At 69.1% G+C, this 13,381-nt stretch carries 7 protein-coding genes; 2 read left to right on the forward strand and 5 right to left on the reverse strand.

What is annotated here, in order from left to right:
• On the reverse strand, positions 1–6,039 hold the full coding sequence (locus FOC40_RS10130; protein ID WP_039929654.1) for an Ig-like domain-containing protein: 6,039 nt from the start codon (positions 6,037–6,039) through the stop codon (positions 1–3).
• Positions 6,040–6,443: 404 nt separating this feature from the next.
• Between FOC40_RS10130 and radA the strand changes: the two genes are divergently transcribed.
• Positions 6,444–7,829 (forward strand): DNA repair protein RadA, encoded by a 1,386-nt coding sequence (gene radA, locus FOC40_RS10135; RefSeq protein WP_034512624.1) that lies wholly within the window; start codon positions 6,444–6,446, stop codon positions 7,827–7,829.
• 36 nt (positions 7,830–7,865) lie between these two features.
• Positions 7,866–8,936 (forward strand): DNA integrity scanning diadenylate cyclase DisA, encoded by a 1,071-nt coding sequence (gene disA / locus FOC40_RS10140; protein WP_003792031.1) that lies wholly within the window; start codon positions 7,866–7,868, stop codon positions 8,934–8,936.
• 21 nt (positions 8,937–8,957) lie between these two features.
• Here the strand turns inward: disA and FOC40_RS10145 are convergent, their stop codons facing one another.
• From FOC40_RS10145 to folP, 4 genes are all read right to left on the reverse strand, one after another.
• Positions 8,958–9,878, reverse strand: a complete 921-nt coding sequence (locus tag FOC40_RS10145) for a hypothetical protein (protein WP_231126019.1) — start codon at positions 9,876–9,878, stop codon at positions 8,958–8,960.
• Between the two features lie 91 nt (positions 9,879–9,969).
• Complete coding sequence (locus tag FOC40_RS10150) at positions 9,970–10,449, reverse strand: DUF3180 domain-containing protein (protein WP_004565508.1); 480 nt, start codon at positions 10,447–10,449, stop codon at positions 9,970–9,972.
• Complete coding sequence (gene folK / locus FOC40_RS10155) at positions 10,450–12,522, reverse strand: 2-amino-4-hydroxy-6-hydroxymethyldihydropteridine diphosphokinase (protein ID WP_155844151.1); 2,073 nt, start codon at positions 12,520–12,522, stop codon at positions 10,450–10,452.
• Positions 12,515–13,381: a dihydropteroate synthase gene (folP, locus tag FOC40_RS10160; protein ID WP_039929653.1), complete on the reverse strand. Its 867-nt coding sequence runs from the start codon at positions 13,379–13,381 to the stop codon at positions 12,515–12,517. Before folP ends, folK begins: the two co-directional genes overlap by 8 nt.

Consider the following 13,381-nt stretch of genomic DNA (forward strand, 5'->3'; position numbering starts at 1 on the left):
TTACCTCACCGGGCGGCAATTGCCGACGCGCACCTTCTGCGCGAACGCCGCCTCGGAATCCGCCCGCGTCGCGATGTTCGACTCGATGGGACCGGCACGATCGATAGTCACCTCTTCGGTCCAACCGTCCAGATCCGAACTAATCGTACATTTGTGAGTAAGCGACGTGCCAGCCCACCCCGGAGCACTGAACGTAAAGGTGTGGCATCCACCCGGGGGCGTGTGCTTCTCGCCTCCCTGGCAGACGTCCGTCCACGTCAGGTTCACGTCCAGCTTTGTCACGACCGACGAGTCCGCCTGCATCTGAGTCGTTCCCCAGTCGTTCGTCGCCGCGACCGTGGCCGAGTACTCAGTGCCCTGTGCCAGGTCACTGAAGGTCGCCTCCGTGGCGCCAACCCCGACGGGTTGCTCCCTGTTATTCAGGTACACCTTGAGACCCGACAAGGCGGGGTTGGCACCGATCGGATCCCAGCGCACGACGGCAGACGTGCTACCGACATCCGAAACCCACACCCTGACCGGATCGGGCTTGGCCGTGGGTTGGCCAACGGCAGAAACGGCGTCCGACGTGACCTCATTCCTGTTGAGGCCGCGGCCAGACTGGCAGAAGTGGACTTCACGCTTCTGCCAGCCGCCCACATCGATTCGCTCGCCCTCATGGATCGGCGTTCCGTTCGCGCATGTGCCGGAGGTCAACGAGTAGCGCACCGTCAGCTCCGATGCGCTGAAGCCGTGTCCCTCCTTGGGCCTCAGATTCGAGACAACCAGCTGCCCCGGCGTGCCGTTGCCCTGCAGAGTCGGGGTATCGATCGGCAGAGGCACGGTCGCCACAGCCACGTGCGTGGTGGTAACCAGAGAAGCATCTCGATCAGAGTTCGTCAGCTGCACCGTCACCGGTACGGACGTGTCGGTGTCGACGCCATCAATCACCACCGATTGAGCTTCAGCAGGGACTCGAACCTCTGAACCACCGACCGAGACTATTGTCTCCCCCCAGCCAGCTCCACCGTGGTCGTGCCGTTCCCACGTGACCTTCACCTTCGCCTTGGACAGGCTGAGACCACTGTCGACCGAGTACGCATCGACGGACGTCGGCTGGTCCGGCGCGCGGTGCGGGTGCATGGTCGTCCCCAAAGACATCGGCGACGGCGTGTCCGCTTTGTTCTGCGCCTGGACATACACCGTGTAGTCCGTGCCGTTCTGCAGACCCGGGATCCGCAGGTAGGTCTTAGGGGCGGACACCGGGTACTGGGTCGACTGGCCAGATCCGCCCGTCGCAACGAACACCGTGTACGACAGGATCCGCGATCCTTCGTTGTGCGGCTCCACCCACGAGACCTCGAGGGCACTATCCGTACCCACGACCGTGGGTGCCGCCATCTGCTCGGGCGCCATGTCGATGCGCACCTCGGCGGAGGCAGCCGACGGGTCTGAGTCCCCGGCCTCGTTGTGAGCGACGACCGTGAACGAGTGCATCTCTCCGATCGCCAGGCCCGTAATCTGCGTGCCCGGATCACGAGTCTCGTAGGTCTTCCCGTCGAACTTGTCCGTAATCGTGTAGCCCGTAATCGTGCCACCGTTGGAGGCACCCGAGTCGAAGCGAACGAAGGCAGAGTTCGCGCCCACCGGCGTCGCCGAGACCTTCTGGGGCGGTTCGGGGCGGTCGACGACCTGGACGACAACTCGGCCCTGGACCACGCGATCCGGGTCGTTCGTCGCATCCATGACGCGGTACACGATGGTCATGTTGCCGTGGAAGCCGGCCTTGGGGGTCACCGACAGGACGTTGCCGTTGCCCGAGGCGGTTCCCTGGCCCACGTGCACCGACGCGTCCAGGACCACGAGCGGATCCGGGAACGGGTTCGTCGTGTACTCCGAGAGGTTCACGTCCACCGCCTGGCCGGCCTTCGCCTTGATGCGGGCCTCCGTGGTCGTCACGAGGGGCTTGGAGGACTTCACGATCGTCACCGGAATATCGGCGTTGACCGCGCCCGAGCCGTCGTCGACGCTGACGGTAATCGCGCCGACCGGGCCCTTGGGCTGGTCCTTCTTGCCGGACACAGTCAGGTTGTAGCCGTCCAGGGAGACGTCCACGCCGCCGGGTGCCTTCACCACGGCGTAGGAGAAGCTGTTCTTGGCCTGGTCATCCGGGTCGTCCACCATCTGCGTGAGGTCGACCGTCACGCTCTCACCCTGGCCCACGACGATCGGGGTCGGGGTCAGGCGCGGCGGCAGGTTCCTGGCCGGCTGGATCGTGATCGGGATCGTCAAGGTCGAGGACAGCGCCGAGGCGTCGTCCGAGGCGCCGTCACGCACCGTGAAGGACACCGAGGCCTTGCCCGAGGCCGTGTCGGGCGCGCTCAGCGTAATGTGCGTGGAGTCCTGGAGCGAGGCCGATTCCAGGCCGCCGCTGAACTTCACGGACGAGGCGTCCGTAATGATCGGGGAGCGCGAATTGTCGCGCACCAGCACGTAGTCGTGCATGTCGAGGGTGAGGGTGGAGCCCGCGCGCATCGCCACCGGGACGCGCGTCGTGTCCAGGCGAGGAGCCAACAGGTCGGTGCCAGGAACGGTCACGACCGCGCTCGCGCTCAGGCCGTCGGGGTCCGTCACCGTGTACACGACGAGGCGACGACGTGCGTCCGTGGAAATCGACAGGTTCTGCCCCGACACGCTCACGCCCGAGGCGTCCGAGGACACCGTCAGCGCGGCCGTGGTGCCGTCCGGGTCCTCGTCATTGACGAGGACGGCAACGCTCACGGGCTTGGAGTCCGAGGGCAGGTCGGACACGGGCACGACGTCGTCGCGGGCAATCGGCGCGCGCAGCGGCGCCTCAGCGTCCACCGTCACGGTCAGCTGTCCCTGGGCGCGGCCACCTCGGCCGTCCTCGATCTGGTAAGCCACGACGAACACACCGTTCGTGTTCGGCGCCTTGACCGTCACCAGGTCCTCGGCCACCGTCACGGTCGCGGCCGGATCCGACACCGACACGGTCGCCGGATCCGTGTCCATGTACAGGGTATCGCCGTCCGCGTCCACGTCGTTGTTCAGGACGTTGATGCTCACCTCGCGCCCCGGACGCACCGTCACCGAGTCGGGAACGGCCGTCGGGTTGTGGTTCTGCGAGCCGGGAGGGGCGATGCCGACGCGCACGCGGGCGCGTCCCTGCACGCCGAGGCGGTCCTCGACGATGTAGGAGAAGGTGTCCGTGCCGGTCGCATCGTCGGAGGGCGTGTATTCCAGCCACTCCGTGCCCAGCACGACGCTGCCCTTGGCCGGCGGCTGGTCGATGCCTACCAGGGCGACCGAGTCGCCGTCGGGGTCGATGCCCGTCAGCGGCACGGGGACGCGCGTCATCTGGCCCTGCACGGCCCAGGCGCTCAGCGCCTTGGGCACGGGCGCGCTGTTCGCAGCGGAGGAGGCGATGACCTCGAACGTGACGGTCGACGTCGAGCGGTTACCCACCGAATCGACGGCCGTGTACGCCACGCGCACCACGCCCGCCTCGGAGCCGGCGGCCAGACGCACCTGGTTGCCGGTCACGAAGACCGTGCCCAGCTCGGCGCCGGTCATGACCTGCACCTCCGGATCCAGGCTCAGCGACAGGCCGATCGGCGAACGGTCGTTCGACAGGACGCTCACCGAGCCGATGTCATCGGCGCGCACCTTCGCAGTGTCCGGCGTGGTCTCAGGCGGAGTCTCCTCACTCTGCGCGTTCGTCGGGATGACGCTGACCTGGGCGGTCGCGGAACCCGCGCCGTTGGAGACCGTGTAGGTAAAGGTCGTCACGTCGGACAGGCCGCCCGGCGACGTGATGCGCAGCAGGTGGCGCTCGATGAGCGTGACCTCGAGGCCCGAGTTCGCGGGCACGTCGATCGACTGAACGACAAGCACTCCGCCGGACGGATCCGTGTCGTTGGCCAGCGGCGCGATCAGCGAGGCACCGCCGCTGGGCAGGACCGCCAGGTCGTCCTCGGCGATCGGCAGGGCGTTCGTGTCGTCGTCGACCACGTCCACGCGGATCACGCCCACGGTCGTCGACGGGCCGTCGGAGACCGTGTAGGTGAACTGGAAGGATCCCGGCACCGAGCCCGTGAACGTCAGCGTGCCGCGCGAGAGGTCAGCAGAGACCGCGGTGCCCGCCGGGGCCGTGCCCGCAGCCACGAGGGACAGGGCGTCGCCGTTGGGATCCGTGTCGTTGGCGATCGGGTCGATCGTCAGCGGCTCAGCCACGCGCGCCACGTAGAAGTCGGCGCGCGCCACCGGCGGCACATTGCCCGCCTCCTGGACGCTCACCTTCAGCTCGCCCGTGGTCTCAGCGTGGCCGTCCGACAGCGTCACGGCGATCGCCTTGACGCCAGCGCCCGAGCCCAGGTCGCGGATCTGAACCGTGCCGTCCTCGGAGAACTGCACGGCCATGCCCTCGGGGGCAGTCGCCGACATCAGGTAGAACTGGTCGCCGTCCGGATCGATCCAGTCCGACAGGAGGTTGTACTCGACCTGCGCGTTCGCACCCACCTTGATGACCGGGTGCTTGAGCTGGCGCGGGCCCTCGTTCTGGCTCCACGGGTGGATCGTCAGCGTCACGTTCGCCGTCGCGCCCGCGAGGCCGTCCGAGGCCTCGTACGTGAAGGACGTCGACCCGCTCGTCATGCTCTCGGGGACATCCGTGATCTGCAAGGCGCGGCCGCCCCTCGTGCGCACGATCGAGCCGAACTCAGGGTTGGTGACCGCGCGCGCCGTCAGCACATCACCGTCATCGTCGGAGTCGTTGTCGAGGACGGGCAGCAGCGTCGAGCGGCCCGGGCGGATGCCGAACTCGTCATCCACGGCCTCGGGCGGCGTGTTCTTGTCCTTGTGCTCCGGCTCGGAGACCTGCTGGCGCTCGTCGGGGGTCGGAGTGTCCTCTTCCTCCTGCTCCTCGGTGGGGGTCTGATCCCAGTTGCTGACCACGACCATGTTCTTGTCGGGCAGCCACAGCGTGCCCGTCGAAACGTCGTTGAGGACGATGCGCGTGCGGTTCGTGCGGAACACAGCGGAGGAGGCCTCGGCCAGGCTCGACACCGTCTGCGCCTGGTTACGCGTGGAGTCCGTGCAGGTGCGCACGAACGCGCCCGAGCCCGCCCATGCACCGTAGGAGCAGCCACGGTGGAAGACGGGGGGCGCGGGGGTGCCCTTCTGGCCGCTCTCCGAGGCCTCCTGACGCTCGATCGCCTTGCCGTTCAGGGGCACGGACACCAGCTGGTCGCCGGTCGCGAGGAGGACCGAGGCGGCCTCGTCGCCGGGGGCCTGCAGGACGGCACCGCTCACGTGTTCCTCGGACAGGTCACGCACCTTGCCGCCGGGCAGGACCAGCTTGTTGCCGGTCTGGTCGTAGACGACCGGCTTGTCGCCGACCGCGGTGATCGTCGGGGGCCCGGCGGGAGTAAAGTCTTTGATCTCAGTGGTTTTCACGCGCCAGGCCTGGCCTTCGCTCGTCAGGGTCACGAGCTTGGAGGAACCGGGAGAATAGGCGAAGACCGTGCCCGAGTTCGACACCGTCACGATGCCGTCGCTCAGGTCGTTGGCGACCGCATCCTCACGCAGGAGCGACATGGTGGCGGGCTCGTTGGCACTGCCGACCCACAGGAGGCCCTCGTTGGGGTCGAGGACCGCCAGGACCGAGCCGCCCTGAACCTGAACAGCGTTGTCGGGCAGGGTGACGGACTGGCCGAGGGAGAAGGAGGTCGGACGCACCGGGGTGACCGTGCGACTCACGGTCTCACCCAGGGTCACGTCGCCGCCCTCCTGGCCGATGTCGAAGGACGCGGACTTCACCGAGACCGTGCCGTCCAGCATGAGGGCGTCGTAGTTGAGGTGCCCGAGGAGCTTGCGGTCCTGGTTCGTCACCCAAATGCCGCCGTCGTCGACGCTCACCTGGGTGACCTCGACACCCCGATACACGACCGCGAGCACGCACAGCATCGCGGACACCAATAGGACGGAGAGCGCGGGTATCCGCTTCGACCAGGTGTTTCGCGATCGACGCGCCTTGTTCATGTGGCTTTCCTCAGTCTCAATGTGCGCACTGGTATGGGGCGTTGTCTGTATCCGCGGAGGGTATGGACAACCATCCCAAGGATACACACCGACCAACCCTATGGATAAACCCCGTAGACAACAACAGGTACCGAGGAATCTGCAACCTGTCGTACGGGGTTCTCGCGGCGGCGCGTATCCATTCCTCATGCGCGAGAACCTGACCACAGTCGCGCATTTGGGCGATCACGCTCCGGGAACGAGGCCGGTGCGGGTCACGGGTCCGCTCTCCCAACGCCGCAGTCACGGCGCCCGCCCGCGCGCGGGAACCGCAAGCCCGTGCAATGACCTGGGCTGGTTCGAAGAACGGCGCCCACCCGCGCGCGGGACCCGCAGATGAGGGCGGGTCGGGTTACGGTGAGTGCATGGCGAAAGAGAAGATCACCTACCGCTGCTCCGAGTGCGGGTGGACCTCCCCCAAGTGGGTGGGCCAGTGCCGCGAGTGCGGGGCGTGGGGCACCGTCGACCAGGCCGGCGAGGCCTCGGGCGGGCCGCGCGCGGCCGCGACTCCCCCGCGTCGCCCCGCCCTGCCGATCGGCGAGGTGGACGGCGAGCGGGCCTCGTCGCGCTCGACGGGCGTGAGCGAGCTGGACCGGGTCCTCGGCGGCGGCATCGTTCCCGGCGCGGTGATCCTCCTGGCGGGCGAACCCGGAGTGGGTAAGTCGACGCTGCTGCTGGACGTGGCCGCTAAGGCCGCGCGCACGGCGGCGGCGGGCGGGCGCGGCCCCGTCCTCTACGTGACGGGCGAGGAGTCGGCGGCGCAGGTGCGCGGGCGCGCGGAACGCATCGGCGCGCTCGAACCGAACCTCCTGATCGCCGATGAGACGGAGCTCGGCGTCATCCTCGGGCACATCGAAGCCTCGCACCCCTCTCTGCTCATCGTCGACTCCGTGCAGACCATCTCCTCCGCCCAGGTCGAGGGCGGGGCGGGCGGCGTCGCGCAGGTGCGCGCGGTCGCGGCCTCGCTGATCCGGGTCGCCAAGGAGTCCGACCTGCCCACCCTGCTCGTCGGCCACGTGACCAAGGACGGCGGCATCGCCGGTCCGCGCGTCCTCGAACACCTCGTGGACGTCGTCTGCCAGTTCGAGGGCGACCGTCATTCGCGCCTGCGCCTACTGCGCGCGGTGAAAAACCGCTACGGCCCCACCGACGAGGTGGGCTGCTTCGAGCTGACAGACTCGGGCATCTACGGCCTCGCCGATCCGTCCGGCCTGTTCCTGTCGCGCACGACGCGCGGCGTGCCCGGCACGTGCGCGGCCGTTTCTCTGGAGGGGCGCCGGCCGCTGCCCACGGAGATCCAGTCCCTCGTCGCCCCCTCGTCGGGCGGGTCACCCCGGCGCACGACCTCGGGCGTGGACCACGCGCGCGTCGCCATGATCCTCGCGGTCCTTCAGGCCCGCATCGGCGCGGACACGTCGGGGGCGGACGTCTACGTCTCCACGGTCGGCGGTGCACGCACGGTCGAGCCCGCGATCGACCTGGCGATGGCCATCTCCATCGTCTCCTCGCTCAAGGGCACTCCTCCACGCCCCGACCTCGTCGCGGTCGGAGAGATCTCGCTGACGGGCGAGGTACGCGCCTGCACGGGCACCCAGCGCCGCCTCGCCGAGGCCGCGCGCCTGGGCTTCTCCAGCGCGATCGTGCCCGCCCAGGGCAGCGAAGACCTGTCGGGAGTCGACGGCATCACCGTGTTTACTGTGTCGGATCTGGCGACGGCTATTCGTGTCTCTTTTCCGGCGGACTCGCAATAATAGGAATCACACCGACTGTTCTGGGAGGGAATCACATTGACGTCCGATGCAGCGATCCTTCGTGACGCACTGCGCGCAGTCGCGCCCGGCACGCCTCTGCGAGAGGGACTGGAACGAATCCAGCGCTCCCACACGGGTGCTCTCATCGTCCTGGGGTACACTCCGGAGGTGCAGGCCCTGTGCTCGGGCGGCTTCGACCTCGACGTCGCTTTCACGGCCGCGCGCCTGCGCGAGCTGTGCAAGATGGACGGCGCAGTCATCATCGATCCCAACCAGTGGCGCATCCGCAAGGCGAACGTGCAGCTCTTCCCGGACCCGACGATCCCCACGGACGAGTCGGGTATGCGTCACCGCACCGCGCAGCGCACCGCCCGCCAGACCCACCTGCCGGTGCTATCGCTGTCCGCGTCCATGCGCATGATCTCCATCTACGTGGGCTCCGAGCATCGCCTGGTGGAGGAGCCCGAGGCCCTGCTCTCGCGCGCGAACCTGGCGGTTGACACGCTCGACCGCTACAGCCAGCGCCTCGACGAGGTCCTGCAGACCCTCACGATCCTGGAAATGCGCGACAGCGCGACCGTGCGCGACGTCGCCACCGTCATGCAGCGCATGGAGATGATCCGGCGCATCACCTCCGAGATCACGGAGTACCTCGAGGAGCTGGGCTCGGAGGGCCGCCTGCTGGCCCTGCAGGTCGAGGACCTCGTGCGCGGCTCCGCGTCCGAGCGCGCCCTCGTCATGCGCGACTACATCGCGAACCCGGACGACCTGGCACGCGTCGAGGCCGAGCTGTCCTCGCTCGGCTCCGAGCGCATCGTGGACCTCACCGCGATTTCGAACATCCTGGGCCTGGACGTGTATGAGGTCGCGGACCTGGATCGCGAGATCACGCCGCGCGGCGTGCGCGCCCTGTCCCTGGTGCCGCACCTATCGTGGAGCGCCATCAAGGTCGTGTCGGCGCACTTCAACTCGCTGCCGCAGCTGCGCGCGGCCACCGTCGAGGACCTGGAGGAGCTCGAGGGGATCGGCCCCTACCGGGCAAAACTCATCACGGAGAACCTGGCCCACCAGGCTCAGGCCGTGAGCGCCGGCATCGTCGGCTGGTAGCCGCTCGCCGACTCCCAGCCGTTAGCGGCCCGACTGTGTGCCGGACTGGGCGCCCGACTGGGGCGCGGGGGTGGGCGCGGGGGTGGGCGCCGGCGTCACGTCGACAACGGTCGAACCGACTTCTCGCGTGCCCATCGTGACGGCCACCTTGTAGGTGCCGGCCGCGGCCGCGCTCGCGCCGCCCGCGGGAGCCGTACAGCCGTTGGTGTACACGTATCCGTCCCAACTCAGCGAGCCGGACCAGGTGCCACCCGGGCGCAGCAGCAGCGTCATCGAAGACTGCTGGCTGTCGGCACAGCGCGAGGAGTCGTAGACCTGGTGGTCGCCGGTCGTCACCGCCAGGTTAAAGCGCGTCAGCGACGTTGAGCAGGCGACCGAGCCGCGGTTTTCCAGCGTGAGCGTCACGGGCATGGCGGAACCAGAAGCCACGGGGCTCGCCTTCGCAGTGGCCGTGATGTCGCGGTCCAGGCAGGCAGGAATGTCGATCGTGGTGCCGTCGGTGAGCAGGCCGTCGGCGGTGGCCTCCTGGCCGCCCTTAAGCGTGTATCCGGAGGCGTCGAGGGCTCCGGACTGGACGACGGACTGCGGGGTCGACTGGGGAACAGGAGAGGCGCTGAAGGCTCCCCCGATGGCTCGCACAGCGGCGACGATACCCCACACGATGAGCGCGATGATGAGGAGCAGGCCAAGGCCGGTGATGATGCGCCGGGGCCACAGATTCACGGGCGGACGTCCACCGCCCGAGGAGGCCTTCTTAGGCCGACGCGCGGCTGCCCCGCTCCCCCGCTTGGCCGTCGAGGCGCCGGCGGAAGACGCCCCGAGCCTCGAGGCTGCCCGACCGCCCGTTGCGGCTCGGGAGGCGCGGTCGCCGGCGCGTCCGGATGCGGACGCGGAGCGACGGGACGAGGGTCGCCGGGGGGAATTCTTACGCTGGTCAGCCACGCGTCCACGATACCGGCCCGCGCCATCGGGGCGCGACTAACGCTCGGGGCGGGCTCACTTTCGCGCGCGAGAGGACTCCCACACGAGGCGCTTAGGCTGCTGCGCTGCGCTTGTGCGAGCTCGAAGATCCGTCGTCGTCGGGGTTAATCACGCACCAGCGTTCCACGACGAGAGCGACGACAATCCAGACGAGGCCAACGAGGCCGCTGAGGCCCGACGCAATCGCGTTGGCGACCATCGCCGAGGCCTCGAGCTGCGTGAGGGACACGATCATGACACCGATGAGGACGCCTGCGAGCGCGGATCCAACGATCGCGCTGGCCCTGGCGAACACGGCGACCCGCATCGCGCCGATCGCGTCAATCCACGTGTCCTTGTTGGCGCGCAGGCGGCGCACGGCCAGGCCGGACCAGATGAGGAGCGCGGTCGCGACCGCGAAGACGACGGCCGGGCCGGGCGTGACGATCATGGGGGTGCCTCCCGCACGCATGTGCGCGAAGAAGCCGAGGAAGCTGAGAAGGGCACAGACGAAGCCGACCAGCGTCACCCAGGTGATCGACAGGGGTTTCATTTAACGCCTCTTGACGATGGGGATCGCACCCGTCATCGTGGGCCGCACAACAACGCGGCGCAGGATGCCGGTCTGAGTGGCCTCTTCCTCGGGGATGGGGCCGACGGGGGTATTGTCGGGCAGCCCGGGGGCAAGGATGGTGGAACGTCCGTCGGCGTGCACGGTGGCCTTGGGGGCCTCGTCGTCGCGCCCCAGGCCGGAGCGGTCGTCGACGACGCGCACGTCGTGGGAGGCGCCCACGGAGAAGTTCCAGTCGGGCAGCGCGATCTTGGAGCGGGACTCCTCGCGCTTGGACTCGAACACGGGGGCCCAGCGGGGCTTTTCGGTCCCGCTCGGCTTGTAGGTGCCGGTGCCGATCTTGCGGGTCATGCGGCCGGCCGGGGAGTCGGCGGGCACGGAGGACACGGGGTGCCAGGACGGGCGCGACGAGGCCTTGGCTTCGTCCGCGCGGCGGCGGCGCTGGCGGTGGGGCGGGCCGGGCACCGCCGGGGCGGTCGGGGCCTCGTCCGCGGGGGCTTCGCCCTGCGGGGCTGCGTCGGTTTCGTCAGCCGGCGCGGCGGCGTCCGCGGCCGGAGCTTCGGCCTCGGGCACGTCAACGCCGTGCGACGCGGATTCATCGAGCTCTGGCTCGCTGGCCTCAGGCTCTTCGGCGCTCGAGGCCTCGTCCGAAGCCTGGGCGGCGGCCAGGCGGCTCCAGATGCTGGCGCGAGGGGCAGGGGCCTCGGCGGCGGAGACGGGGGCAGCCTCGGGTTCCTCGGCCTGCTCGGGGGCCGACTCGGAGTCTGCGGCCTCCTCAACGTCGTCGCCGGAGTCCTCGATCACCGTGTGGGCAGCGGGAATCTCCACCGGCTCGGCGGGCTCGCCCGGGCGGGTGACGAGGTCGCTGACCTGGCTGATCTCGCCGGTCAGAGCCTCGATGAGCTCGCGCATGTCGGCGCTGGCCTGCTCGGCACGCAGGGCGAGGAGCTGGTCGGAGTCGGCCATGACGGCTGCGGGATCCTCCAGCCAGTCGTCGACCGCGTCGATGATGCCCTCGCGGTCGGGGGTGTCGGCCAGCAGGTCGGACACGCGGCCCACGCCCTCGAGGACGGCGTCGGGCTCACACAGGATCCAGGGCGCCAGAACGAAGGCGCGTTCCTTGGCGCGCGGGTGCGGCAGGGTGAGGACCGGGTCGGAGGAGGCCAGGCCCTCGATCTGAATGATGTCGATGTCGACGGTGCGCGCGCCCCAGCGCTGGTGGCGCTCGCGTCCCAGCTCGCGCTCGATGCGGCTGGTCTGGGCGAACAGCTCGTCGGGGGTCGCGATCGCGGAGCCGACGACGACGGCGTTCCAGTAGTCGGGCTGGGGGGCTTGGCCGGGGGCCAGCACGGGCTTGGTACGCATGATCGGCGAGACGTCGTCGATCTGGAAGCCCTCCATGTAGGACAGCGCCTCGACCGTGTGCATGAGGGTGACGGGCACATCCCCAAGGTTTCCGCCGATTGCCAGGACGACGCGGCGCGAGCGCAGGTGCTCGGGGCGCGTTGCATCGTGGGCGGGCGCGGCGTGTGCGGCCTGGACGTCGCGACGCGTGGGCAGGGCGCCGCTCTGCTCCTGCTCGGCGGGGCTGGGGGCCTGGGCGCGTCCGTAGGCCTCGATCTCGCCGGTGAGGACGGAGCCATCCTCGGCCTCGTATACTCCCTTGAGGGACAGCGACAGGGGCATCGCGTCGGTCTGGCCCGCCCGCACGGTCACGGACACGTCCGCGAAGGGGTGGTCGATGGGGGCGTCGGGCTTGTGGACGGTGACCTCGGTGCCGACGACGCCCTCGTGGCTCATGACGTGTGAGGCGATGGTCTCGGCGAGGGTCTCGATGAGGTCGACGGCTGTGCCGGTGAGGACGGCCATGGCCTCGTCGGCAATGTCCGCGTAGGAGACGGTGGCGGCGATGTCGTCGGCGGTGCCGGCGGTCTCGACCCACATGACGATGTCCGCACTGAAGCGCTGGTTGCGGTCGCGCTCGAAGTCGTAGACGCCGTGGTTGGCCAGCGCCCCGAGTCCTTTCAGGGCGATGATGACGCGTCGGTTAGTCAACGTCGGTCTCCTTTCGGGTGATGGCCGCCACGGTGGCTGCTACGTCGTGGACCCGCACGGCCCACGCGCCAGCTGCCGCGCAGTAGGCGGCGATGTCCGCACTGTTCGCGTCCACGTCGCCGTCGAGGGCCTTGACGAAACGCTTGCGAGACGCGCCGACGAGGACGGGGTATCCGCCCTGCAGGAAGCGCGGCAGTTCGCGCAGAATCTGCCAGCACTGGTCGCCCGTCAGCGAGAAGCCGAGGCCCGGGTCGACCACAATTTTATCAGCTGTCACACCAGCATCAATAGCGTCATGAACCTGGGACCCCACGCGCTCGATGAGCGTACCCACGAGGTCATCCCCGTAGTCGAAGTGCTCCCCCGGCATGCCCGGCAGCGCGCGGTAGTGCTGAACGACGTACGCGCAGCCCGATTCGGCAACAGCAGCGTTCATCTCGGGGTCCCAGCGCCCGCCGCTCACATCGTTGATGATCGCCGCACCGACGCGCGCGGCCTCGCGGGCCGTCGACGCGTGCAGCGTATCCACCGACACGATGACTCCGTCAGTGGCCAAGGACTCGACGATGGTGCAGATGCGCGCCCACTCCTCGTCCGCGCTGATACGCGTCGAGTTCGGGCGGGTCGACTCCCCGCCCACGTCGATGAGGTCCGCTCCGGCGGCCACCATCGCGCGCGCGTGGCGCAGGGCGGCCGCGACGTCCGTGTAGCGTCCCCCGTCCGAGAAAGAATCCGGGGTGACGTTGAGGATGCCCATGATCGCCGTCCGCCCGCTGGGCAGGCTCAGGCCGCCGGGCAGCGCCGGAGGTGGCGGGACCAGGGACGAGGCCGGGGCGGCGGGCAGGGGCAGGGCACTCAC

This window comes from Schaalia odontolytica (assembly GCF_009730335.1).
Classification (GTDB): Bacteria; Actinomycetota; Actinomycetes; order Actinomycetales; family Actinomycetaceae; genus Pauljensenia; species Pauljensenia dentiphila.

Bases quoted from the DNA above. Each gene is read 5' to 3' on its own strand.
- FOC40_RS10130 (WP_039929654.1), bottom strand. From the start codon at position 6,039: ATGAACAAGGCGCGTCGATCGCGAAACACCTGGTCGAAGCGGATACCC.
- FOC40_RS10150 (WP_004565508.1), bottom strand. From the start codon at position 10,449: ATGAAACCCCTGTCGATCACCTGGGTGACGCTGGTCGGCTTCGTCTGT.
- radA (WP_034512624.1), top strand. From the start codon at position 6,444: ATGGCGAAAGAGAAGATCACCTACCGCTGCTCCGAGTGCGGGTGGACC.